25 protein-coding genes are annotated in these 24,586 nt (G+C 54.9%); 6 read left to right on the top strand and 19 right to left on the bottom strand.

Annotated features, from left to right (window positions below):
* Positions 1-120: 120 nt before the first annotated feature.
* The 7 genes from dedD to pdxB all read right to left on the bottom strand — a co-directional run bounded on the left by dedD (position 121) and on the right by pdxB (position 7,028).
* Complete coding sequence (dedD, locus tag OGV83_RS11205; RefSeq protein WP_104868403.1) at positions 121-804, bottom strand: cell division protein DedD; 684 nt, start codon at positions 802-804, stop codon at positions 121-123.
* On the bottom strand, positions 794-2,062 hold the full coding sequence (folC, locus tag OGV83_RS11200) for a bifunctional tetrahydrofolate synthase/dihydrofolate synthase (RefSeq protein ID WP_286463596.1): 1,269 nt from the start codon (positions 2,060-2,062) through the stop codon (positions 794-796). The genes dedD and folC overlap by 11 nt, the downstream gene beginning before the upstream one ends.
* A 192-nt stretch (positions 2,063-2,254) precedes the next feature.
* Complete coding sequence (gene accD, locus OGV83_RS11195) at positions 2,255-3,169, bottom strand: acetyl-CoA carboxylase, carboxyltransferase subunit beta (RefSeq protein WP_286463594.1); 915 nt, start codon at positions 3,167-3,169, stop codon at positions 2,255-2,257.
* A gap of 152 nt (positions 3,170-3,321) precedes the next feature.
* The gene (locus tag OGV83_RS11190) at positions 3,322-3,981 is read right to left on the bottom strand and encodes a DedA family protein (RefSeq protein ID WP_012131452.1); all 660 of its coding nucleotides are present in this window, start codon (positions 3,979-3,981) and stop codon (positions 3,322-3,324) included.
* 23 nt (positions 3,982-4,004) lie between these two features.
* On the bottom strand, positions 4,005-4,817 hold the full coding sequence (gene truA / locus OGV83_RS11185) for a tRNA pseudouridine(38-40) synthase TruA (protein ID WP_012131451.1): 813 nt from the start codon (positions 4,815-4,817) through the stop codon (positions 4,005-4,007).
* Positions 4,817-5,830, bottom strand: coding sequence for an aspartate-semialdehyde dehydrogenase (locus OGV83_RS11180; RefSeq protein WP_110493997.1), 1,014 nt, complete (start codon positions 5,828-5,830; stop codon positions 4,817-4,819). The genes truA and OGV83_RS11180 overlap by 1 nt, the downstream gene beginning before the upstream one ends.
* Before the next feature lie 61 nt (positions 5,831-5,891).
* Complete coding sequence (gene pdxB / locus OGV83_RS11175) at positions 5,892-7,028, bottom strand: 4-phosphoerythronate dehydrogenase PdxB (RefSeq protein ID WP_115625760.1); 1,137 nt, start codon at positions 7,026-7,028, stop codon at positions 5,892-5,894.
* A 102-nt stretch (positions 7,029-7,130) separates the two neighbouring features.
* Between pdxB and flk the strand changes: the two genes are divergently transcribed.
* Entirely contained in the window at positions 7,131-8,132 is a 1,002-nt protein-coding gene (gene flk / locus OGV83_RS11170) for a flagella biosynthesis regulator Flk (protein ID WP_049008705.1), read from the top strand.
* Here the strand turns inward: flk and OGV83_RS11165 are convergent.
* Positions 8,129-9,307, bottom strand: a complete 1,179-nt coding sequence (locus OGV83_RS11165; RefSeq protein WP_047462305.1) for an MFS transporter — start codon at positions 9,305-9,307, stop codon at positions 8,129-8,131. The two genes, flk and OGV83_RS11165, sit on opposite strands and share 4 nt — an antisense overlap.
* A gap of 179 nt (positions 9,308-9,486) precedes the next feature.
* Positions 9,487-9,861, bottom strand: a complete 375-nt coding sequence (locus OGV83_RS11160) for a MerR family transcriptional regulator (RefSeq protein WP_047462303.1) — start codon at positions 9,859-9,861, stop codon at positions 9,487-9,489.
* Between the two features lie 173 nt (positions 9,862-10,034).
* Between OGV83_RS11160 and OGV83_RS11155 the strand changes: the two genes are divergently transcribed.
* The 3 genes from OGV83_RS11155 (at position 10,035) to OGV83_RS11145 (ending at position 11,345) form a co-directional block, all read left to right on the top strand.
* Entirely contained in the window at positions 10,035-10,283 is a 249-nt protein-coding gene (locus OGV83_RS11155; protein ID WP_047462299.1) for a helix-turn-helix domain-containing protein, read from the top strand.
* Between the two features lie 163 nt (positions 10,284-10,446).
* Positions 10,447-10,815 carry a hypothetical protein gene (locus OGV83_RS11150; RefSeq protein WP_286463593.1) on the top strand — a complete coding sequence of 123 codons (369 nt, stop codon included), beginning with the start codon at positions 10,447-10,449 and terminating at the stop codon, positions 10,813-10,815.
* Positions 10,815-11,345, top strand: coding sequence for a YqhG/Tai3 family protein (locus OGV83_RS11145; RefSeq protein WP_115181361.1), 531 nt, complete (start codon positions 10,815-10,817; stop codon positions 11,343-11,345). Before OGV83_RS11150 ends, OGV83_RS11145 begins: the two co-directional genes overlap by 1 nt.
* 111 nt (positions 11,346-11,456) lie before the next feature.
* On the opposite strand, the gene fabB is transcribed toward OGV83_RS11145, so the two are convergent.
* A complete protein-coding gene (gene fabB, locus OGV83_RS11140; RefSeq protein ID WP_047462293.1) occupies positions 11,457-12,677 on the bottom strand; it encodes a beta-ketoacyl-ACP synthase I in 1,221 nt (406 codons plus the stop codon).
* A gap of 158 nt (positions 12,678-12,835) precedes the next feature.
* Between fabB and mnmC the strand changes: the two genes are divergently transcribed.
* On the top strand, positions 12,836-14,836 hold the full coding sequence (mnmC, locus tag OGV83_RS11135) for a bifunctional tRNA (5-methylaminomethyl-2-thiouridine)(34)-methyltransferase MnmC2/FAD-dependent 5-carboxymethylaminomethyl-2-thiouridine(34) oxidoreductase MnmC1 (protein ID WP_286463592.1): 2,001 nt from the start codon (positions 12,836-12,838) through the stop codon (positions 14,834-14,836).
* Positions 14,837-14,904: 68 nt separating this feature from the next.
* Here the strand turns inward: mnmC and OGV83_RS11130 are convergent, their stop codons facing one another.
* The 6 genes from OGV83_RS11130 to prmB are packed head-to-tail and all read right to left on the bottom strand — an operon-like array spanning position 14,905 to position 19,457.
* Positions 14,905-15,183: a YfcL family protein gene (locus OGV83_RS11130; RefSeq protein ID WP_012131443.1), complete on the bottom strand. Its 279-nt coding sequence runs from the start codon at positions 15,181-15,183 to the stop codon at positions 14,905-14,907.
* 32 nt (positions 15,184-15,215) lie between these two features.
* Positions 15,216-15,764, bottom strand: coding sequence for an elongation factor P hydroxylase (locus tag OGV83_RS11125; RefSeq protein ID WP_199971647.1), 549 nt, complete (start codon positions 15,762-15,764; stop codon positions 15,216-15,218).
* Positions 15,764-16,573, bottom strand: a complete 810-nt coding sequence (locus tag OGV83_RS11120; protein ID WP_286463591.1) for a sulfite exporter TauE/SafE family protein — start codon at positions 16,571-16,573, stop codon at positions 15,764-15,766. The genes OGV83_RS11125 and OGV83_RS11120 overlap by 1 nt, the downstream gene beginning before the upstream one ends.
* Positions 16,573-17,397 carry a penicillin-insensitive murein endopeptidase gene (gene mepA, locus OGV83_RS11115; RefSeq protein ID WP_012131440.1) on the bottom strand — a complete coding sequence of 275 codons (825 nt, stop codon included), beginning with the start codon at positions 17,395-17,397 and terminating at the stop codon, positions 16,573-16,575. Before mepA ends, OGV83_RS11120 begins: the two co-directional genes overlap by 1 nt.
* A 3-nt stretch (positions 17,398-17,400) precedes the next feature.
* A complete protein-coding gene (gene aroC, locus OGV83_RS11110; protein WP_012131439.1) occupies positions 17,401-18,486 on the bottom strand; it encodes a chorismate synthase in 1,086 nt (361 codons plus the stop codon).
* A gap of 38 nt (positions 18,487-18,524) precedes the next feature.
* On the bottom strand, positions 18,525-19,457 hold the full coding sequence (gene prmB / locus OGV83_RS11105) for a 50S ribosomal protein L3 N(5)-glutamine methyltransferase (protein WP_012131438.1): 933 nt from the start codon (positions 19,455-19,457) through the stop codon (positions 18,525-18,527).
* Between the two features lie 165 nt (positions 19,458-19,622).
* On the opposite strand from prmB, the gene smrB reads away from it, so the two are divergent.
* Positions 19,623-20,174, top strand: a complete 552-nt coding sequence (gene smrB / locus OGV83_RS11100) for an endonuclease SmrB (RefSeq protein WP_012131437.1) — start codon at positions 19,623-19,625, stop codon at positions 20,172-20,174.
* A gap of 242 nt (positions 20,175-20,416) precedes the next feature.
* Here the strand turns inward: smrB and sixA are convergent, their stop codons facing one another.
* The 3 genes from sixA to fadI all read right to left on the bottom strand — a co-directional run bounded on the left by sixA (position 20,417) and on the right by fadI (position 24,566).
* The gene (gene sixA, locus OGV83_RS11095) at positions 20,417-20,902 is read right to left on the bottom strand and encodes a phosphohistidine phosphatase SixA (protein ID WP_047462281.1); all 486 of its coding nucleotides are present in this window, start codon (positions 20,900-20,902) and stop codon (positions 20,417-20,419) included.
* Positions 20,903-21,108: 206 nt separating this feature from the next.
* The gene (gene fadJ, locus OGV83_RS11090) at positions 21,109-23,256 is read right to left on the bottom strand and encodes a fatty acid oxidation complex subunit alpha FadJ (RefSeq protein ID WP_286463589.1); all 2,148 of its coding nucleotides are present in this window, start codon (positions 23,254-23,256) and stop codon (positions 21,109-21,111) included.
* Positions 23,256-24,566 carry an acetyl-CoA C-acyltransferase FadI gene (fadI, locus tag OGV83_RS11085; RefSeq protein ID WP_286463587.1) on the bottom strand — a complete coding sequence of 437 codons (1,311 nt, stop codon included), beginning with the start codon at positions 24,564-24,566 and terminating at the stop codon, positions 23,256-23,258. Before fadI ends, fadJ begins: the two co-directional genes overlap by 1 nt.
* Between the last annotated feature and the right edge of the window lie 20 nt (positions 24,567-24,586).

Below are 24,586 nucleotides of genomic sequence, written 5' to 3'. Positions count from 1 at the left end.
ATCAAACTTTTTGCCTCTTCGGGCATTGCCGGATGGCGGTGCAAGCACCTTATCCGGCCTGGAAAACAGTACACCGTAGGCCTGATAAGACGCGCAGCGTCGCCATCAGGCAGCGGTGGCTTAGTTCGGGCTGTAACCCATCACCACGCCACTCAAACCGGAGATCTGCTGTAACTCGCCAAGAGAATTTTTCAGCTTGTCTCTTGAGGCGTCAGGCCCGACGAGGATACGGGTTATTTTACCCTGTACCGGCGTTGACGGAGAAGTATATACCCGGAAGCCCGCGCCACGAAGTTTACCCACTATCTCATTGACCTTATCGGCATTTTTCAACGCCCCCAACTGCACAACGTACGCTTTACCCGTTGGCGCGGGTTTTTCTTCAGCAGCAGGTTTCGGCTCAGGTGCCGGTGTCGGCGTTGCCGCTACCGGTTGCTGCGGCTTCGGCTGTGGTTTCGGCTTTTCAACCGGTTTCGGCTTCGGCGGCTCAACAGGTGCGGTGACAGGATCGAAACTGGCGTTGTTTTCCGCAGCAAAACGGGAAGGGTCCAGAGACGGCGCTGCCGCATCTCCGGCACGCACCTCCTCAGCAGCGCCTTCAGGCGGCTGGGTCGGCAACGCCTGTGTTGCGGCTGGCATCATATCAGGCTCATCGCGATCGCCAGGCTTTGGCACCAGCGGGATCGCCGCAAACTCATCCTGATAGTGTTTTTTCTGCCCGTCGAGCAACCCGGGAAGCACAATCACCCCGAGAGCGACCAGCACGATTGTGCCAACTAAACGATTCTGAAACTTACTCGCCACCGCTTCTCCCCGCGTCCATCACTTCCATGACATGTGCAACCGTGTGAAATGATCCACACACCAGCACGGTATCTTCTGGTTTCGCCTCTGCCAGCGCTGCATGCCACGCCAGCGCGACACTGTCATAGACAGTGCCTTTGCCCAGATGTTCCAGCAATTGCTCCGCCGTCGCGCCGCGCGGCCCTTCCAGCGGCGCGCAATACCAGTCGTCGACCACGCTTTTCAGCCAGGCTAACGTCCCTGCGATATCTTTATCATGTAGCATACCGATAACGGCAAGTATACGCCCGTTTTTCGGCAACATTTTCAGGCGTTCTGTCAGATATTCCGCAGCATGGGGATTATGTGCGACATCCAGAATCACCCGTGGCGATTCGCTCACTATCTGGAAACGACCGGGCAAAATCGCCCGGGCAATGCCGTCACGAATCGCCTGCTCGTTGATGTTCAGCCCGCTGGCGCGCAGTGCCGCCAGCGCGGTGGCGGCGTTAGGCTGAGGCACCTGCGGCAGCGGAAGATTCGCCAGCGTACCTTCGCCGTCCGTAAACGACCAGCCGTCGCCCGTCACATCATAATGCCAGTCCACGCCGCGACGCTGTAACTGCGCCCCGGTTTCCTGCGCCACATCGGCGATGGTATACGGCATTTCCGGTTCGCCGACGATAGCCGGTTTTTCCGCCCGGAAGATCCCCGCCTTCTCACGCCCAATACTTTCGCGATCCGGCCCCAGCCAGTCGGTATGATCCAGCGCAATACTGGTCACTACCGCAACATCCGCATCAACAATATTGGTCGCGTCCAGACGTCCGCCCAGCCCGACTTCCAGAATCACCACGTCAAGCTGAGCCTGCTTAAACAGCCACAGCGCCGACAGCGTGCCGTATTCAAAGTAGGTCAGAGAAATGTCTTCGCGCGCGGCCTCAATCTCGGCGAACGAGGCGGTATGAGCAGACTCCGGCAACTCGTTCCCCTGCACGCGAACGCGCTCGGTATAGCGCACCAGATGCGGAGAACTGTAGACGCCCACTTTATAGCCCGCCGCCGTCAGCACAGACTCCAGCGTGCGGCAGGTTGTTCCTTTACCGTTAGTGCCCGCCACCGTAAAGACAAACGGCGCGGGTTTCAGCACGCCCAGACGCGCCGCAACCCGGCTTACGCGTTCCAGACCCAAATCGATAGTTTTACTGTGCAGGTTTTCCAGATAAGAAAGCCACGCTGCCAGGGGCGACGCGACTTGGGGAATGCGTTTATTGTCCATGATGCCTGTAAATTTATTACGTTGAGAAAAGCAAAAGGCAGCGCCAGCTGGCCCTGCCCTTTTGTACTCGTCGTCTTTCAAGCTGCAGGTGTGTTGGCTGCTCTCGCTCACCCGAATCACTTGCCTGTGCAAGCTCATCGGGATTCGCTCTCTTGCCGCCTTCCTGCAACTCGAAATCCATAGAGTAAATTATCAGGCCTCGGGTTCCTGATCGGGTACCGGCACCACCACCTCGCCTTCGCGCGGCGCATCCGGGTTCGGCGCCGGAAGATTCATCAGCTTCGCCAGAACGCTTGCCAGTTTCAGGCGCATTTCCGGGCGGCGGACGATCATATCGATAGCGCCTTTTTCAATCAGAAACTCACTGCGCTGGAATCCCGGCGGCAGTTTCTCACGTACGGTTTGTTCAATAACACGCGGGCCCGCAAAACCGATTAACGCTTTCGGTTCTGCAATGTTGAGATCGCCGAGCATCGCAAAACTTGCGGAAACGCCGCCCATTGTCGGATCGGTCAACACGGAGATATACGGCAGACCACGCTCCTGCATTTTCGCCAGCGCAGCGGAGGTTTTCGCCATCTGCATCAGCGACATCAGCGCTTCCTGCATACGCGCGCCGCCGGAAGCGGAGAAGCAGATCAGCGGGCAGTTATCTTCCAGCGCCTGCTCAACGGCACGGACAAAACGCGCGCCGACCACAGACCCCATAGAACCGCCCATAAAGGAGAACTCAAACGCCGCCGCGACAATCGGCATATCGTGGAGCGTACCTTTCATCACCACCAGCGCGTCTTTCTCGCCGGTTTCCTTCTGCGCGGAAGCCAGACGATCTTTATACTTCTTGGAGTCACGGAACTTCAGCACATCTTTCGGCTCAAGTTCGCTGCCCAGTTCCACAAGGCTTCCTTCATCTAACAGGCTATGCAGGCGATTGCGCGCCGACATGCGCATATGATGGTCACACTTCGGACAGACCTCAAGATTACGTTCCAGCTCAGCACGGTATAAAACCTGACCGCAGCTATCACACTTGGTCCACACCCCTTCAGGAATGCTTGCCTTGCGGGTGGGAGTAATGTTGCTTTTAATTCGTTCAATCCAGCTCATTAGTGACCTTTCTGCCTGAACCTTAGTCGTCAGCTTTGTTATCAGGAGCGCATAATGCCATTTTTGCCCCCAACAGACTATGAATGTTGCACATTAAAACATAACAGCCCGAAACTTTGGATAAAAAAGTGGTCGAACCGCTGAGTTACTTTCTATTTTGCGGCACGCGACGCAGCGCGCTTATGACGAATGATTTCAACCACGCCTGGCAATATCGACACCACAATAATCCCTACGATCAGTAACTTAAGGTTATCCTGAATCATAGGAATCGTACCGAAGAAATACCCCGCATATGTGAAGAGCAGCACCCATAAAAGCGCGCCAATAACGTTATACGCGGCAAAATGGCGATAAGACATATGTCCCATACCCGCAACAAACGGCGCAAAGGTTCTGACAATCGGGACAAAACGGGCCAGAATAATGGTTTTCCCGCCATGCTTCTCATAAAACTGGTGCGTCTTATCAAGGTAACTGCGACGGAAAATTTTTGAATTCGGGTTACTGAATAACCGTTCGCCAAACAATCTGCCGATCGTGTAGTTCACCGCGTCGCCGACAATCGCAGCGATCAGCATTAACATCACCATAATATGTACGTTGAGATCGTTGGTTTCCAGCGACGCCAACGCGCCCGCCACAAACAGCAACGAATCCCCCGGCAGAAACGGCGTCACCACCAGTCCAGTTTCACAAAACAGGATCAGGAACAGAATGGCATATACCCAGACGCCGTATTCCGCGACCAGCTCCGCCAGGTGCACGTCAATGTGCAGGATAAAATCAATCAGAAAATAAATCAGGTCCATATTGATGCCTTATACGACTCAAATTAGTCCGCCAGAAACAGCGGGCCCAGTGGCGTTTTGGGAAGGTCAAACCGTTCCGGGTAATCAACCGCAACCAGGTACAACCCTTCCGCTTTCGCCGTTGCTGCTGAAAGCCGCCTGTCCTTCGCCGCCAGCAACTCTGCTATCCAGCTCTCCGGCTGGTTGTGGGCGCCTACTTCCATCAGGCTACCGACAATATTCCTGACCATATGATGTACAAAGGCATTGGCTTTGATATCGACCACCACATATGCACCGTGACGCGTCACGTTAATGTGCATCACGTTTCGCCACGGCGTACGCGACTGGCACTGTACCGCGCGAAACGAGGTAAAATCATTTTCACCAATCAGACACTGCGCCGCCCGGTGCATACGTTCCGCGTCCAGCGGCTCATAAAAGTGCGTAACCCCATGACCTAAAATCGCCGGGCGCAACCGATGATTGTAGATGATGTAGCGATAACGGCGAGCCGTTGCGCTAAACCGGGCGTGAAAATCCTCAGGTACAGCTTTAACCCAACGAACCGCAATGTCACCAGGTAAATTCGCATTTACACCCAGCGTCCACGCCGCGTCTTTACGCAACGCGGTGGTTTCAAAATGCACCACCTGCCCCGTTCCGTGTACGCCAGCGTCTGTCCGCCCGGCGCAAAACACGTTAACAGGTTCGTTGGCAACCTGAGAAAGCGCTTTTTCCAGCTTTTCCTGAACGCTGCGCACTTCGTTCTGGCGTTGCCAGCCATAATATTTGCTGCCGTCGTACTCAATGCCCAGCGCAATTTTATAAACTGGCGGTTGTTCCACTGCTGACATCAGTACAGGTACTCCTGTACCAGTTTTTCCGCGGTTTTGACCGCCATCAGCGCGCCGCCAAAGCGAACGTTATCGGCCACCGACCAGAACTGAACCTGCTCCGGCATGCCATAGTCGTTACGCACACAGCCGACAGAAAGCTGCGGATTGCCTGACGCATCGCCCACCTGAGTCGGGAAGTCAGTTTCTTCAGACAGCACAATATCTTCACCGCGAGAAAAAGCATCGCGCGCCTCTTCCGCCGCCAGCGGGCGCAGCGCTTCAAAACTGACCATTTGCGCATGGCCATAAAATACCGGCGACTGAATGCAACTGGCGGAAATCATCAGCCCGTCGTCCTGCAAAATCTTACGCACTTCATCAACGATACGGCGCTCTTCGCGCACGCTGCCTTCACTGTCCGGCAGGAGCGGCAGCATGTTAAACGCCAGTTGACGACCAAAGAAATCATCTTCGTCGATAGGGATACCGTTGAGCAGTTTCGCGCTCTGACCGGCCAGCGCATCCACCGCTTTTTTCCCGTGCGCCGAGGCAGAAAGCAGGCTGGTGACGCTAATGCGCGACAGACCGCCTTCATCAATCAGCGGCTTCAGCGAGGCCAGCAACTGGCTGGTCAGGCTGTTGGCTACGGCGATCACATTGCGGTTGCGGTAATCAGCCAGCACAGACGGGTTCACTTCCGGCACCACTAATGGCACATCCGGTTCCAGGGCAAACAGGCCGCTGCTGTCGATCACCAGACAGCCCGCATTGGTGGCTTCCTCAACCCATGCGGCAGAGGCTTCAGCGCCAGCGACAAAAAACGCCAGTTGCGCCTGCGTCCAGTCAAAATCAGCGACATCCTGCACAATGATCGACTTGCCGCTATAGCGCAGATGTTCGCCCGCACTTTCATTACGCGCCAGCGCATAAATCTCACCGACCGGGAACTGACGTTCAGCCAGCGTTTCGAGCAGGGCTTCGCCTACGGCGCCTGTTGCGCCCAGGATGGCAATGTTCCAGCCTTCAGACATGGTGGTTTACTCCAGAAATAGCAAAGCTCCCCGCGCTATGCAGGGAGCGACAAAAAGAATGTTAATGGGCCGGATGATGAACGGCGTTGAAACCGAGCTTATGCAGCAGCGTGGCGGCACTGGCATCGTCGCACATCACGTACAAGGAAGACCATTCACGGCGCTCAAGGTAATTCTTACGCAGCTTATCAAACTCGCCCGGAATTCCAGCGACTTTACGCAGTGGCGCATCATCGCGGCGCACATCATACACCAAATGCACCAGCCTTTTCAGCGTCGGCTGATCCAGCGGGCCATGCAGCGTAATACGCCCAAACTCCGGCGCGGGTAGCAGCGTATCCAGCGCCACTTTTTGCCCCCGTCCGATAAACGTACTATAGGCTTCAAAGACCTGCGTGGTGCCGCGCGCCTTCCCTTCCAGGGTATAACCGGCAATGTGCGATGTGCCGATATCAATTTTTTCCAGCAGCGCCACGTTGAGATCGGGCTCCCCTTCCCAGACATCAAGCACCACGCTCAGCGACTGCCCGGCATTCAGGCGCGCCAGCAGCGCGGTGTTATCCACCACCGGGCCGCGACAGGCGTTAATCAGAATCGTCCCCGGCTTCAGCCGCCCGATCAGCGCCTCATCCGCCAGGTGCAGCGTCTTGTAAGGCCCCTCTTTATACAATGGCGTGTGGAACGTCAGAATATCCGCTTCCTGGACCAGCTCATCCAGCGAGCGGAAATCACCTTCATCGCCCCGGTCCGCACGCGGCGGATCGCACAGCAAAGTGCGAATGCCCAACGCTTCCAGCCTCGCCTGCAAGCGAGCGCCAACATTACCTACGCCGACAATCCCCACGGTGCGGTCGCTTAAAGCAAAACCGTCACGCTCCGCCAGCATCAGTAAAGCGGAAAAAACATATTCAACAACAGCGATAGCATTGCAGCCAGGCGCCGCTGAAAACCCCACGCCAGCCTGCTTAAGCCACGCCTCATCCACATGATCGGTTCCGGCGGTTGCGGTGCCGACAAATTTGATGGATTTCCCCCCAAGCAGCGCTTCATTCACTTTGGTGACTGAACGCACCATTAACGCATCCGCATCATCAAGTTCTGCAACGGGAATGGGGCGACCGGGAACCGCTTTGACCTCGCCCAGACGGCTAAATAATTCGCGGGCATAAGGCATATTTTCATCAACGAGGATTTTCACGTCTGCGTACCTGTTTGAGAACGAGAGTTAACCGGGCAAGTGTGCCATAATCTGGCCGCCAGGCATACTTTGCTAAGATTTATGGTTTAAGGATAAGTGATGATGCAACCCATTTCCGGTACTCCCGCACGCCCTCCCGGTGAAGGTCAGACTGCGCCTTCCGTTGCCGGAGAACAGCCGCTATCCACCCAGCAGCGCACGGTGCTGGAACGCCTGATTACGCGTCTGATTTCGCTGACGCAACAGCAAAGTGCGGAAGTCTGGGCCGGAATGAAACACGATCTGGGCGTAAAAAGCGACACGCCGTTACTGTCGCGTCACTTCCCCGCCGCAGAACAAAATCTCACGCAACGCCTGAGCGTCGCTCAGCAGAACCACGCGAATCGTCAGGTGCTCTCGCAGTTGACGGAATTATTGAGCCAGGGGAACAACCGTCAGGCCGTCAGCGATTTTATTCGCCAACAGTACGGTCAGACGGCGCTCAGCCAGTTAACGCCCGAGCAGTTAAAGAATGTGCTGACGCTACTGCAACAGGGGCAACTTTCCATTCCTCAGCCTCAACAACGTCCGCCAACCGACAGACCGTTATTGCCTGCCGAGCATAATACGCTCAACCAACTGGTGACGAAGCTGGCCGCCGCGACGGGCGAATCGGGCAAACTTATCTGGCAGTCCATGCTGGAACTTTCCGGTGTGAAAAGCGGCGAGCTGATCCCTGCAAAACAGTTCACGCACCTGGTCACCTGGCTGCAAGCGCGCCAGACCCTCAGCAACCAGAGCGCGCCCACCCTACAGACGCTACAGGCGGCGCTAAAACTGCCGCTGGAGCCGAATGAATTCACGGCGTTAAGAGATTACGCCCAGCAGACATATCAGGCGTTGCCGCATACAATTCTGACAACCGCTCAGGTTCAGGATCTGCTGAACCAGGTCTTCCTGCGCCGCGTTGCGCGCGAAAGAGAGTTAACCGAGCCGCATCACATTCAGCCGATATACAGCCCGTTCGCCCCGATGATTGAAACCATCAAATCCGTAACGGCGCGACCGGGGCTGATCTTTATCGCACTGGCGGTTGCCTTCATTCTGTTCTGGCTGGTGTCTTAACCCCGGCGAAACGACAGCAGCGTCACCACAATCCCCACGACGGCAGAAATCGCCCCGGCGAGGAACACGGAAGAGTAGCCGCATGAGGTGGCTAACAGCCCGGCCAGCGGGCCGGTAATGCCGTAGGAGATGTCCTGAAACGCGGCATAGCCGCCAAGTGCCGTACCGCGTACCTGAGAAGGTACGCGCTTCACCACTTCAACGCCCAGCGCCGGGAAGATGAGCGAGCACCCAGCCCCGGTTAACGCCGCACCCAATAGCGCAATCCAGGCCACTGGTGCCAGCCAAAGCAGCACCAGCCCTGCCGTTTCGACCAACAGGGACGCAACCGCCACCTTCACACCGCCAAAGCGATCCGGCATCCAGCCAAACAACACGCGCATCAGCACGAAAGCGCCGCCAAACGCGGTCAACGTAAAACCGGCCATCGCCCAGCCTTTACTGGCGAAATAGAGTGAAATGAAGGTGCCGATAACGGCGAAGCCAACCCCCTGTAGCGCCAGCCCCAGGCCCGGCTTCCAGATGAGGCCGACGACGCTCCACAGCGACGGACGTTCGCCCGCGTGCGCAGGTACTTTACGCACGGTGCCATTAAATGCCCAGGCCAGCAGCGGCAGCGCCATTGTTGTTCCTGCCAGCGCCGCAAAACCGTAATGGCTGTGAATCAGTAAACCAAGCGGCGCACCGGCAGCCAGCGCGCCGTAAATCGCCATGCCGTTCCACGACATCACTTTACCGGAGCGCGAAGGCCCTACCAGCCCCATCCCCCAGGTCAGAGTTCCGGTCAGTAGCTGGCTTTCGCCAAAACCCAGGATCAGTCGCCCGACGATCAGCAACGCGAATTTTACAGGTACAGAAACAGGTAACAACGCCGCCAACAGCCACGCGCCCCCCGCCAGCGCGCAGGCCAACATCCCCTGTAGCGCGGAACGTTTGGCGCCATATTGATCGGCAAGTCGCCCGGCGTAACCACGGGTCAATACCGTTGCAAGGAATTGAATGCCCACCGCGATGCCGACCATCGTGTTGCCATAGCCCAGCTCATGGTGAACAAAAAGAGGGATTACAGGTAACGGTAAACCGACCGTCATATAGGTCAGAAAAACCGCAAAAGCGATACGAAAAAGCGAAAAATTCGCAGAAGGTGTTTTTTCTTTTTGGGATACAGCTGTCATGCGTTACTCCAGAATGCAGAGTAAGGCGAGGAAATGCCACGCCCCCTCCACCTGACCATCAGGATTAAGGTGCGTTGGATAACGTTAAACGCTTACGCATTATCATGGGGATAATGTTGAGCGTGAAGTCTGCCTGTGAGTCGCTAAACTTGTCAACCTTGAAGTCTCAGGAAGTTGTATCAAAACGAAGACTTGTCATCGAACAGAAAGGGAAAGACGGCATCGATTCCCTTTGTCCTGAACAGCCCGGTCACCTGTATACGTTGCCCCGGCGTCAGTAGCCTGAATATCATATCCCAGATCTCTTTGGGTTCCACTTCCTGGTCGAAGGTATTCTCCAGCGTTAGCACTGCTTCATTTTCGTTCAAATAAGGACGGAGGTAGAGAGGAAAAACAGAAATATGGTACTCCTCAGCTTTCGATTTAGCACGCTTACGTTTGACACTCTCTTTCCCCTCACTGTACTTATTCAAACGTTCACGAACCGCAGGCACACTTCCTGGAAACCCCGGTAATGCAAGACACTCCTTAACCGTGAACCACTCTTTTGCCATCAGTTTCTTTCCTTTTCCCTGATGAAATAAAAATATTTTTTCTTTTGCGCGAAACTTCAGGTTTATTCTGGCAATATTCTTATAATGAAAAAGAAAGTAACGTTCTTTTTGTCGCGCTAATTTATAGCCTGAAAAATATCGGCGCCGATAACACATCTTCTTAGGATTACAGAATGGAACACAAAAGCCAAGACTGGCATCGTGCAGATATTAAAAGTGCACTGGAAAAAAGAGGAATTACGCTCAGAGATCTTTCACGAGCAGCTGGATTATCTCCCGACTCGTTACGCAATGTATTTACCCGCCATTGGCCCAGAGCAGAGCTGATCATTGCGGTGGCGCTGGAGACCACACCAGATGTGATTTGGCCTTCGCGCTACATTTCTGGTCATGAGGAACCACATCAGCGTTCAGAAGAATAAAACACTATAAATCCAGAAGTATTTTTCAGGTCAATATTATTTGGCATATTAAATACAATCACATTATTTATAATACTTTTTTATAGCACATATTACCTATATAGCCCATTATTACAGTGATAATTAATTAACGGATCACGTAATAACACCCAAAGGATATAATATGGTCTGGGATATAAGAACAGCAGCAAACTATGCAAAGCATCACGCTCATACACACTCAATCAAAAAATGTGCTGAATATACACGAAAGGCAATCCGTGCCGGAGGCATAGATATAGGGAACACTGGGCACGCCAAAGATTATGGTTCTCTTTTAATGCACGCGGGTTTCAGACCCGTCTCTCCTTATGAGTCCCCGCGAGCAGGTGATGTTGTCATTTTGCAACCGTATGAGGGAGGAAACCCAAGCGGTCATATGGCTATATTTGATGGACAAGACTGGTATTCCGATTTCAAACAACGTGATATGTGGGCAGGTCCTGGTTACAGAGCAGCAAAACCACAATATACGATATACAGGAGGAACTAATGCGGTTTATTCTCCCATTAATCCTTTTACTGTTATCCGCATGTAATGTTCACAATGATACAAGTAGTCGTAACATGGTGAGTCAATTCTACCCCCAGTACATGGCAATATACGCCAGCGATAACGATAAGAGCCTTATCAATTACACCAATCCTATTTATGAAAAATATGTTTCAACTGAAATTATTCGCAGATTAAAGAAAATTGACGATTATTATGAGCAGGAAATCGTGGCGTCAGACTACTTTATGTACGTGCAGGACTACGCGCCGGAATGGATCGCTAAATTCCACGCAGGAACAGCCAGTGCTTTTTTGGGAGGTGAAAAAGTGGATGTATGGCTTGGCGATTCCGATACCCGCCTTATCCATTTAATGGTGTACACTCGCCGGGAAAATGGTCAATGGAAAATTTATCGGGTACGCGATCTTACCCACCAGTTTGAACACCCGATCTACGATGCAGGCGCCATTGCCCGCGCCAGGGCATGGTCTGCAAAAATCGCGCAGGAATACGAAAACAAGCAATAAAAAAGGGAGCCATTATCGGCTCCCCTGTAGGCCTGATAAGCGAAGCGCCATCAGGCAAACGTTGATGTCGGATAGCGGCGTAAACGCCTTATCCGCCCAACGTCTTCAGATTTACGCTTTCAGCTTACGCATAACCAGCGTCGCGTTGGTGCCGCCAAAGCCGAAGCTGTTGGACATGACGGTCGTCAGTTCGCGATCGGTGGCTTCGGTTACGATGTTCAGACCTGCCGCTTGCTCGTCCATCTCTTCAATGTTGATGCTCGGCGCGATAAAGCCGTGTTCCAGCATCAGCAGCGAATAGATAGCTTCCTGCACGCCAGCCGCACCCAGAGAGTGACCGGTCATCGCTTTGGTCGCGGAGATAGCCGGGCTCTTATCGCCAAAGACTTCACGAATTGCGCCCAGCTCTTTCACGTCGCCTACCGGCGTAGACGTACCGTGGGAGTTCAGGTAGTCAATCGGAGTGTCAACACCGTGCATCGCCATCTGCATGCAGCGCACTGCGCCTTCGCCTGACGGTGCAACCATGTCAGCGCCATCGGACGTTGCGCCGTAACCGACAATTTCCGCATAGATGTGCGCGCCGCGTGCCAGAGCGTGTTCCAGTTCTTCAACCACAACCATACCGCCGCCGCCCGCGATAACGAAACCATCACGGTTCGCATCATAGGTACGAGAAGCTTTAGACGGATCGTCGTTGTATTTGGTGGACAGTGCGCCCATCGCATCGAATTCACACGCCATTTCCCAGCACAGCTCTTCACCGCCGCCGGCAAAGACGATGTCCTGTTTGCCCAGTTGAATCTGTTCAACCGCGTTGCCGATGCAGTGCGCAGAGGTCGCGCAAGCAGAGCTGATGGAGTAGTTCACGCCGTGGATTTTAAACGGCGTAGCGAGGCAGGCAGAAACGCCGGAGGCCATCGCTTTGGTCACTACATACGGGCCAACGGCTTTCAGACCACGCGGGCTACGCATGGCATCTGCGCCAAAGACCTGGAATTTCGGGGAGCCGCCGCCGGAACCTGCAATCAGGCCAACGCGCGGGTTATTCTGGTAAGTTTCTACAGAGAGACCCGCATCAGCAATCGCCTGTTCCATAGAAAGGTAAGCATAGATGGATGCGTCGCTCATAAAGCGCACTACTTTGCGGTCAATGAGGCCAGTGGTATCCAGTTTGACGTTACCCCAAACATGGCTACGCATGCCGGAGTCCTTCAGCTCCTGAGAGAAAGTGATCCCTGAACGTCCTTCACGCAGAGATGCCAGGACTTCCTGCTGGTTATTACCGATGCTGGAAACGATGCCCAGGCCAGTAATCACTGCACGTTTCATTCAATACCTCTGTAAGTCGCACTATTTTAAGATTCGACTCGCACAATAGCGTACACTTGTACGCCGAACAAGTCCGATCAGCCAATTAATATGGAAATTTGCGCCTCCGGGCGCACATCGCTAAGATCGTGACACTGCCTGTCAGACGAGTAACTTACGTGAAACAATACGCTATACAACCTGCCAACCTTGAATTCAACGCTGAGGGTACACCTGTTTCCCGAGATTTCGATGACGTCTACTTTTCCAATGATAATGGGCTGGAAGAGACGCGTTATGTTTTTCTCGGCGGCAATCAGCTTGAGGAGCGTTTTCCTCTGCACCCTCGCCCATTATTCGTGGTGGCAGAGAGCGGTTTCGGCACTGGCCTTAACTTCCTGACGCTCTGGCAGGCGTTCTCGCAGTTTCGCGACGCTCACCCTGAGGCTACGCTACAAAGATTACATTTTATCAGTTTTGAAAAATTTCCCCTGACGCAGGCCGACCTCGCTTTAGCCCATCAACACTGGCCAGAGCTTGCCCCCTGGGCACAGCAGCTACACGCACAGTGGCCGCTGCCGCTGGCCGGGTGCCATCGCCTGATTCTTGATGACGGTCGTGTGACGCTGGATCTCTGGTTCGGCGATATTAATGAACTGACGGGGAAACTGGATGAATCCCTGAACCAGAAAGTGGACGCCTGGTTTCTGGATGGTTTTGCCCCTGCGAAAAACCCTGACATGTGGACGCAGAATCTGTTTTCCACCATGGCGCGACTGGCTCGCCCCGGCGGAACGCTGGCGACGTTTACCTCTGCGGGATTCGTGCGCCGGGGGTTGCAGGAGGCAGGGTTCACGATGCAAAAACGCAAAGGTTTTGGCCGCAAGCGTGAAATGCTTTGCGGCGTCATGGCGCACACGCTGACGTCCCCCTCCCCGACGCCGTGGTTCACCCGCAGCGGCAGCGCCAAACGAGACGTCGCAATCATCGGCGGCGGCATCGCCAGCGCGCTGCTGTCGCTGGCGCTTCTGCGCCGCGGCTGGCAGGTAACGCTCTATTGTTCAGATGAACAGCCCGCGCAAGGCGCATCCGGCAATCGCCAGGGGGCGCTTTATCCCCTGCTCAGCAAACACGATGCGGCGATTAACCTCTTTTTCCCGAGCGCGTTTACGTTCGCGCGGCGTCTGTATGACGCGTTGCCGGTGACTTTCGACCATGACTGGTGCGGCGTCACGCAACTGGGCTGGGACGAAAAGAGCCAGCATAAAATCGATCAGATGCTGTCGCTGGCGTTGCCCGATGCGCTCGCAGTGGCTGTAGATCCAGACCAGGCGCAGCAGGAAACAGGCGTGGCGACACACTGTCGCGGAATAACGTATCCGGCTGGCGGCTGGCTGTGCCCCGCACAATTAACCGCTGCGGTGCTGGCGCTGGCGGCCACACAAGGGCTGCGGAGGCATTATACACACACGCTCACCGCCCTTTCGCACCAGGCCACAGGCTGGCAGTTGCAATTTGCAGAGGGTAAGGCAGTTGAACATGAGGTGGTCGTGCTGGCAAACGGGCATCAGATTAACCACGTTGACCAGACGCTTCCGTTACCGGTCTATTCGGTGGCTGGTCAGGTAAGCCATATCCCGACGACGCCTGCGCTTTCCGCATTACGCCAGGTGCTGTGCTACGACGGATACCTCACGCCGCAAAACCCTGCCACTCATCAGCACTGCATTGGCGCCAGTTACCATCGCGGCAGTGAGGGAACTGCCTATCGTGAAGACGATCAGCAGCAGAATCGCCAGCGCTTGATCGACTGCTTCCCGAATGCCGCATGGGCAAAAGAGGTTGATGTCAGCGAAAAAGCAGCGCGCTGTGGCGTACGCTGCGCCACGCGCGATCATCTGCCGATGGTCGGAAATGTGCCGGACTATGATGCAACGCTCGCACAATACGCCGCTCTTGCCAGACAGAAAGACGCCGCCGAACGCGCGCCGGTTTATCCTGATTTGTTTATGCTGGGAGCGCTCGGATCGCGCGGGTTGTGTTCAGCCCCGCTCTGTGCGGAAATTCTCGCGGCGCAAATGAGTGAAGAGCCCATTCCGATGGATGCTGACACGCTGGCGGCGTTAAACCCGAATCGTCTGTGGGTACGGAAGTTATTGAAGGGAAAAGCGGTGAAATAAGTCCATCCGTTGGATGAACGTTAACGCCACCCGGCAAGGTGAAAATGCCGGATGGCGACGCATCCGGCCTACGCGTTAATGGCCTTCTGGAACAGGTTATCCCACATTTCTTTCACTAACGCCTGGTCACGCGGCGACAACTCGCCTGCGCCAATCGCTTTTTCCAGGCTGCTGGTGACGTTGGCATACACCGCTTCTGCGGAATGGTCATCACCGCCTTCCAGTTCTGCAACTGCTAACGTCAGGTGGCCACGCAGATATCCGCTGGCAAACAGCTCGTCATCGCTTGCGTGCTCTACCATATCGTCGATTAATGCCAGAATGCGTGATTCAAACTCCGCGATCATCTTCTTTCCTCATTGTAAACGTGGCGTCGGCCTCAGTTGAGCGCTTCCGGCCACGGGAACTGTTCCGCCGTAATGTCAGGCGTGTGATAATAATTCTGTAACGCTTTAATAAACCGGGCCGGGCGTTCAGGAATGCCTTTTTCCAGGTACTCCATCACCTGGGCATGAACCCGGCGCTGAAATACCACGCGATCCGGTTCGAAGTCCCCTTCCAGATTGTCGCAACTGACGTTAAACGGATAACCCGCCGCCACGCAAAACAACCAGTCAAAGGCCTGCGGTTTCACTTCCACGTCTTCAAACTGGCTTTGGGTTTGCGCATCACGCCCATCCGGGCAATACCAGTAACCAAAATCCACCAGCTCGCGACGCGCCTTTCCGGCAATACACCAGTGCGAAATCTCATGCAGCGCGCTGGCGTAAAAGCCGTGCGCAAAAACAATCCGGTGGTACGGCACGTCCACATCAGCAGGAAGATAGACTGGTTCGTCATCGCCTTTAATCAGACGGGTATTAAAATCGTCGGCAAAGCAGCCGTTAAAAATATCAATTAGCTGTTGGTAATGATGCGTACTGTTCATTAGTTCATCCCCAGCAAGTGGAGAATCTCCCGTCCGTGGTTATCATAAAGTAGTTTGGCGCTCATCACCGCAGAGACGATGACAATCATCGGGCGAATGAGCTTCTGTCCTTTGCTTAACACCAGTCGCGAGCCCATACGAGCGCCCAGAAACTGGCCAATCAGCATCACGAAACCTGTCGCCCAAATGACTTTACCGCCAATGGCAAACAGCAACAGGCCGCCAATATTCGAGGTGGCATTCAACACTTTGGCATGGGCGGTGGATTTCGCCAGGTTGTACCCGCACAGCGTCACAAACGCCAGCGCGTAAAACGATCCGGCAGCCGGGCCGAAGAAGCCATCGTAGAATCCGACGCAGCCCCCGGCGACCAGCGCGAAAGGCAGGCCATAAAGCCGACGCTGACGATCCTCTTCGCCGAGTTTCGGCATCAACAGGAAATAAAGGCCAATACAAATAACCAGCACCGGTAAAATCTGCCGCAAAATGCTCGCCTGGACATATTGCACCAGTAACGCGCCGCTCATTGAGCCAATGAACGTCATCAGAATATTGAGTTTCTGATCGGCAAGATTGACCACTTTGCGACGAATGAAATAGATTGACGCGGAGAGTGAGCCGCCGCAGGCCTGCAATTTATTGGTCGCCAGCGCCTGTGCTGGCGACATGCCTGCCGCCATTAATGCAGGGATCGTTAATAAGCCGCCTCCCCCCGCCAGCGAATCAATAAATCCAGCCAGCATTGCCACGAAAAAAAGAACAATCAATAACAGCGGGGACACCATAAACAGATTTAAAAAATTGTCCATTAGAGTACATGCTCATCCAGTAGCGCCTGGCAGGAAGGCGGCAACGGTGGCGGTGTCTTCTTCTCAGGCTTTGTTGTTCCAGGTTCAGGAGGTTCAAACCAACTTTGTAGTTCTGCGCCGCATCCATCGCCAGGCGGAGGCAAAGGCTGATCTTCGCACTCCAGGCTGTCGGCAGGGCAACGTAATCGTACATGCATATGCGCACGATGCTGGAACCAGGGTCGCACTTTACGCAACCAGTCACGATCGGTTCCGGCATCCAGGCATAACTGCTGTTTAATGGCAGGATTAACAAAAATACGCGTGACGTCGTTATCTTCCGCCGCCAGTTTGATCAGGCTGGAGATTTCCGGCTTCCACAGCGAAGGCACCACATGTTTGCCGTCGCGGGAGACCAGGTCAATTGCCTGAGGTCGCAGTAGCTGCGCCTGCGTCCAGCGTGTTTTCGGCAGTTGCAGAAAAATATCAACATCGAGCCCGGTCTGGTGGCTGGCATGTCCGCCGTTGAACCGCCCGCCCGCAGGCATCCCCATATCGCCGATCAACACCGTTCCAAATCCAAGGTTGCTGACCTGAGTGCTCAGTCGTTGAATAAACATCACGAGATCGGGATGACCAAAATAGCGGCGCTGATCGGTACGCATCACCTGATAGTGTTCGGACTGCACGGGAAGCGTGTCTGCCCCAACAATGCAGCCATTCGAAAAGCCGCCGATGGATTGCGCACTTCCGGGAACAGGATGCGTAATTTTCTGCCAGGGCGTTGCCGCCAGGCTGGCGCTGCTGACCAGAAGAGCCAGCAACGCGAGTGCCGTTTTTTTCATTGATTACCAGCGTGGAATATCAGTCTTTACATCCGCATTTTGCGCGCGCTGACGCAGAAGGTGATCCATCAGCACGATCGCCAGCATGGCCTCAGCGATCGGCACGGCGCGGATCCCAACGCACGGATCGTGACGCCCTTTGGTGATCATCTCGACTTCTTCACCAAAGCGGTTAATCGTACGTCCCGGCACCGTAATACTGGAAGTGGGTTTCAGCGCCATATGTGCAACAATTTGTTGCCCGCTGCTGATACCGCCGAGAATACCGCCCGCATGGTTGCTCAGGAAGCCCTCTTTGGTAATTTCATCGCGATTCTGGCTGCCTCGCAACGCGACCACATCAAACCCATCGCCAATCTCCACGCCTTTTACCGCGTTGATGCTCATCAGCGCATGAGCGATGTCCGCATCCAGACGGTCAAAGACCGGTTCGCCAAGCCCTGCCGGAACGCCGTTTGCCACGACGGTCACTTTTGCCCCAATCGAATCGCCCTCTTTCTTCAGGGCGCGCATCAGTTCATCCAGCGCGTCGATTTTATCTGGATCAGGACAGAAAAACGGGTTTTGTTCAACTTGCTGCCAGTCTTTGATTTCAAGCGGAATATCGCCCATCTGGGTCAGACACCCCTGAATGACGATGCCGTGTTTCTCCGCCAGATATTTTTTAGCAATCGCGCCAGCCGCGACGCGCATCGCCGTTTCACGGGCGGAAGAACGACCGCCGCCACGGTAATCGCGCAGACCGTATTTCTGCTCGTAGGTATAGTCGGCATGGCCCGGGCGGAAAACGTCCTTAATGGCGCTGTAATCCTGTGAACGCTGATCGGTATTTTCAATCAACAGGCCAATGCTGGTGCCCGTCGTCACGCCTTCAAAGACGCCGGAGAGAATTTTCACCTGGTCCGGTTCACGACGCTGGGTCGTGTAACGCGAGGTTCCCGGACGGCGTCTGTCGAGATCGTGTTGCAGGTCGGCTTCCGTTAGCGGAATGCCCGGCGGAACGCCATCAACGATACAACCGAGCGCCAGCCCGTGTGATTCACCAAAAGTCGTTACGCGAAAGAGTTGTCCAAGTGTATTTCCTGCCATCACGGCTCCGTTATCGTTGTTGTGTTGTTGACCGTTGATTAATCTTTATAGATGCTGAAATGCTCGCGAGCCGCAATGAGCTGCGCTTTCGTCAGCATAAAGACGCCGTCGCCGCCGTTATCGAACTCCAGCCAGGTAAACGGTACATCGGGATATTGTTCTATCAGATGTACCATGCTGTTTCCGACTTCACAAATCAGAATACCGTCATCGGACAAGTAGTCCGGCGCGTTGCCCAGAATACGGCGGGTCAGTTTTAAACCGTCAGTGCCGGACGCCAGGCCCAGTTCAGGTTCATGACGATATTCATTCGGCAGATCGGACATATCTTCCGCATCAACGTACGGCGGGTTCGTCACAATCAGGTCATACTGCACTTTCGGCAGATCGCGGAACAGATCGGAGCGAATCGGCGTGACATGGTTGAGCAGACCGTGCTCTTCAATGTTGTGTTCAGTTACGGCTAACGCGTCGCTGGAGATATCAACGGCATCCACTTCCGCCTCCGGGAAAGCATAAGCACAGGCGATAGCGATACATCCGCTGCCGGTACACATATCCAGAATGTGGTGCGGCTGCTCGCTGATAAGCCCCGCGAAGCGGTTGTTGATCAGCTCGCCAATCGGCGAACGTGGCACTAATACGCGTTCATCAACATAGAATTCATGGCCGCAGAACCAGGCTTTATTGGTCAGGTAGGCCACCGGAATACGTTCGTTGACACGGCGAATGACCCGTTCAACAATGCGGTGACGTTCGCTGGACGTCAGGCGCGCGGTGCGCATGTCTTCTGGAATATCCAGCGGCAGATAAAGTGACGGCAGTACCAGCTGTACGGCCTCATCCCACGGGTTGTCCGTGCCGTGACCATACCAGATATTCGCCGCGCTAAACCGGCTTACCGCCCAGCGCAACATGTCCTGAATGGTATGCAGCTCACTCACTGCTTCATCGACGAAAATTTTATCCACGTATTCCTCCAGGGCATGCTCGCATTAAATTCGGCGGCTAGTTTGCCACGAAGACGGCGATAAATCAGCACTCACGCGGCGCCAGAGCGTGAAAATTGCGTTTTGGCTGAACGAATGTCCCCTGAGTCGGGTAAACTAACGCAAAATAAAAGATGAGACGTTCGAATGAAAAAGAAAACATCGCTCAGCGAGGAGGACCAGGCGTTGTTCCGGCAGTTAATGACCGGCACCCGCCAGATTAAGCAGGACACCATTGTCCACCGACCGCAACGTAAAAAAATCACAGAAGTCCCGGTCAAGCGTCTGATACAGGAGCAGGCTGATGCCAGCCACTATTTCTCCGATGAATTTCAACCGTTATTGAATACCGACGGCCCGGTGAAATATGTACGTGCCGACGTCAGCCATTTTGAGCTGAAGAAAATGCGTCGGGGCGACTATTCGCCGGAGTTGTTCCTGGATTTGCACGGTCTGACGCAACAGCAGGCCAAACAAGAGCTGGGGGCGCTGATTGCCGCCTGTCGCCGCGAGCATGTCTTTTGCGCCTGTGTGATGCACGGCCACGGAAAGCATATTCTTAAGCAACAAACGCCGTTATGGCTGGCGCAACATCCGCACGTTATGGCCTTCCATCAGGCGCCAAAAGAGTACGGCGGGGACGCTGCGCTGTTGGTATTGATTGAAGTAGAAGAGTGGTTGCCGCCGGAGCTTCCCTGACAATGCCGATTGCCGGATGGCGGCGCAAGCGCCTTATCCGGCCTACGGGGTCAGTGCAGGCTGTAGGCCTGATAAGCGAAGCGCTATCAGGCGCCTTATCCGGCCTGCGGGTTCAGTGCAGACTGTAGGCCTGATAAGCGAAGCGCTATCAGGCGCCTTATCCGGCCTGCGGGTTCAGTGCAGACTGTAGGCCTGATAAGCGAAGCGCCATCAGGCACAGTATCCAACCGACGATAATAACGTTAAATCGCTTTTGCCATTTTCAGATTACACGGGCTCATCTGCCAGTTGAAAATCCCTTTGCCGCTTTCATCAAGCGTTACGCTGGCAATCGCAGATGTGGTGAACATTGGCGGCGTCTCGCCAGGACAGAGTTCAGACACCAGATATCCCACCAAAGGCAGGTGAGAGATCACTAACACCGATGCGACGCCTTCATTCGCCAGCGTCTGTAACCAGGCGCTGACCATACCGACATCGCCGCAAGGAGTAAGCTCCGGCAAAACGTCCACATTACCAGGCAGGTTCATACACTCCCCTACCACATCCAACGTTTGTTCGGCTCGTAGAAACGGGCTCACCAGAACACGTTCGATATCCACTTTTTGACCTTTCAGCCAGTTCGCCATAAGGCGGGATTCGTCACAACCACACGAGGTTAAGGGACGAACCGAATCACTGGCGGCATCGAGGGCCGCGTCGCCGTGACGCATGATAAAAACTTGCATATTGCACCGCTTTTGTTAACCAGAATCACCCACATTCTTAGCAAAAACCCTGACGGGTATGATAAAAATGCGGTGGCCGGCATTGTGCCTTATCCATTCACCGAATGAAACGCTGTTTTTTACCTCAATGGCGTAAGTATAGTCAATCTTTGTTTACAAATTGACCACCACACAGTCATTCGGTGCGGTCTCGTCCTGATATGACCTTATTCCTTCAGGTCTGTTTCCCCACTGTTCCAGAAACGTTCACCGCGTTCAGCCATCCGCAATAAGCGCTCGCACGGGGTAAACCGGTCGCCATACTGCGTAGCCAGTCGTTGCAGAACCGCAACCACTTCACCCGCGCCGAGAGTGTCCATATAACGGAACGGGCCGCCAAGAAACGGCGGAAAACCAATACCAAATACCGCGCCGATGTCGCCATCACGCGCGCTGCGGATCACCTTCTCATCAAAGCAGCGCGCCGCTTCGTTGAGCATTAACATCACGCACCGCTCAGCCATTTGCTGCGCAGAAAGTCGGCTCTGCCCTTGCATACCAATAAGCCTATAAATTGCAGGGTCGACCTGTTTTTTGCTTTTACGCCCTTTCACGCCATAAAGATAGAAACCGCGACCATTTTTTCTGCCTTTGCGATCGTCATTCAAAATTGAGGCAACAACGTTTGCAGGCGCGCTAAAACGTTCGCCGTAAGCGGCTTCCAGTACAGGTATAATTTTAGTGCCTGTATCGATGCCAACCTCATCCAAAAGTTGGATTGGCCCGACCGGAAAACCAAACTTGACCAGCGCGGCGTCGATCGCTTCAACGCGTTCGCCTTCGGTCAGCAACCGTATTGCTTCGTTGATATACGGGGCAAGAATACGATTAACGTAGAACCCGGCTTTATCGCTGACCACAATCGGCGTTTTGCCCTGTTTTTTCGCCAGCTTAACGGTCGTGGCGATCGTCTGCGCGGAGGTTGTCGCATGAGGAATGACCTCCACCAACGGCATTTTTTCTACCGGGCTAAAGAAGTGCAAACCAATCACCTGCTCAGGCCTGGCCGCGTTAGCCGCGATGTCGCCGATGGGTAAAGATGAGGTGTTGGAGGCAAAAATGGTGTGAGGAGCGCAGTTTTGCTCGACTTCCGCCACCATCTGCTGTTTTAACGCCAGATCTTCAAACACCGCTTCAATAACCAGATCCCGATGCGAGAAGCCGCGGTAATCCGTTGAGCCGGAGATTAGCGCCAGCTGTTTGTCGCGTTCGCCCGCTTTGATATGGCGGCGGCGAACTTTGGTTTCAAGCTGATCCCAGCTGTACTTCAGCGCGTGGTTGATGCCTTTGGCATTAATATCTTTGATGCGAACCGGCAAGCCGCCTTTACAGGCCGTCACGTAAGCAATACCGCCGCCCATCAGACCTCCGCCCAGCACGCCTACGCTGGCTAACGGACCAGGCTGCGCGTCGCTCCCCGGATCTTTTTTCACTTCGGTGCTGGCAAAAAAGATATTCCGCAACGCCTGCGACTGCGGCGTCATCGCCAGTTCGCCAAACGCCCGCGCTTCCGCGTCGTATCCGCTACTGCTTCCCTGCGCCAGCCCGGTTTCAATCACCTCAAGGATTCGCTCTGTCGCCGGGTAATTACCCTGCGTTTTCTGCCCGGTTTTTTTACTGACCATGCGAAACAGCAGCGTGCGCCCAAGCGGCCCGGCCAGAATACGTTCACGCACCGGTAAATTCCGCTGAGCGGAACGCCCTTTAATCGCCAGTTCCACGGCGGCCTCAAGCAAAATGGCGTGCGGCACGACTTCGTCCACCAGACCAACCCTGAGCGCTTGTTTTGGCCGTAACTGCTTACCGGTGAGGATCATGTCCAGCGCCGTACTCACCCCAACCAGGCGCGGTAATCGCTGCGTACCGCCAGACCCTGGCAGCAGCCCCAGTTGCACTTCCGGCAGACCCAGCACGGTTTTCGCATCATCAGTACAAATGCGCCGATGGCAAGCCAGCGCCATCTCTAACCCACCGCCGAGACACGCGCCGTGAATGGCGGCGACAACCGGAACAGACAACGCCTGAATTTCAGCCATTATCTGCTGGCCCTGACGCGCCAGCGTTTCAGCTTCCTGCGCGCTTTTGCAGTTGCCGATCATGTTGATATCCGCCCCCGCGATAAAGTTATCCGGCTTCGCAGAAATAAAAACCACACCGCGCAGCGCCTTGTTTTCCCGAATCTGTTTCAGGATGGCGCGAACCTGCGTCGCGAACTCCGCCTTCAGGGTATTCATTTTCTCACCGGGGACATCAATAGAGACGACCGCGACGTTATCCAGACGCACGTTAAGCGTGAAAGCCGATGTCATGTCCATTATTCCGCCTCCAGAACCATTGCCGCCCCTAAACCCCCCGCTGCGCACGCGGTCACCAGGCCAAAACCGCCTCCCCGACGGCGTAGCTCATGCAGGGTTTGCGTGATCATCCGCGCCCCCGTCGCAGCAAACGGATGTCCATAGGCAATCGACCCGCCGAGGACGTTAAACTTGCTGTCATCCACTTCCCCGGTCGCATGCGCCCTGCCCAGCACGTCGCGGGCAAAACGCTCGCTGCCAAGCAGTTGAATGTTAGCCAGCGTCTGAGCGGCAAAGGCTTCATGCATATCAATTAACGAGAGATCGGCCAGCGTTAATCCGGCCCGCTCCAGCGCCAGCGGCGTCGACCAGGCCGGGCCCAGCAGCATGTCCTGCCAGACGTCAATTGCGGTAAACGCATAGCTACGCAGATAGCCCAACGGCGCCAGGCCAAGTTCTTTAGCGCGAGACTCCGTCATCAGGATGACGGCTGCCGCGCCATCCGTCAGCGGCGTACTGTTCGCCGCCGTGACCGTCCCATGTTGTCGATCAAACGCGGGGCGCAGCTTCGCATAATCAGCCAGAGTAGAGTTGCCACGAATATTATTGTCTTCAGAGAAAGGCTCTTTATACGGCGGCGCATATGTTGTCATCACCTCATCCGCCAGTTTACCTTCGGCCCAGGCCTCCGCGGCTCGTTGATGAGAACGATGCGCCAGCGCATCCTGCTGCTCACGCGTAATGCCATAGGTTTTCGCCATTTGCTCGGCCGTATCGCCCATCCGCAGCCCGGTGGAATATTCAGCGACCGCGGGCGGAACAGGCATCAGGTCTCGCAGACGCAGGCGGGAAAAGAGTTTGAGTTTTTGCCCGGTCGTGCGGGCTTTATTGACGTCCACCAGTATACGCGCCAGCTTTTTGCTGACGCCAATAGGTAATACGGAGGAGGAATCCGCGCCGCCAGCAATCCCCGCGCGAATCGTCCCCGCCATCAGGCTTTCCGCAACATTCGCTACCGCCTGAAAACTGGTCGCGCACGCCCGGCTTACGCTGTAGGCATCGGTGTGAACATTCATCCCCGTACCCAGCACAATTTCCCGGGCGATGTTGGGGGCTTCAGGCATTTGCACCACCTGGCCAAAAACCAGTTGTTCAATAACCTCGGCAGGTATTTCACTGCGCGCCAGCAATTCCCCAACCACCATTTTTCCCAACTCAACAGCAGGAATGCCATGAAAAGCGGTGGCCTGACGAGCAAACGGCGTACGTAATCCGCTTACAATGGCGATACGCTCGCCCTGGCGGGTAACCAGTGGTAAAGCCTGACTCATAACATTCCCCTGTAAAAAAA

The organism is Citrobacter sp. CK189 (assembly GCF_030333505.1).
Classification (GTDB): domain Bacteria; phylum Pseudomonadota; class Gammaproteobacteria; order Enterobacterales; family Enterobacteriaceae; genus Citrobacter_B; species Citrobacter_B koseri.
This window is presented reverse-complemented; position numbering and strand designations above follow the sequence as displayed.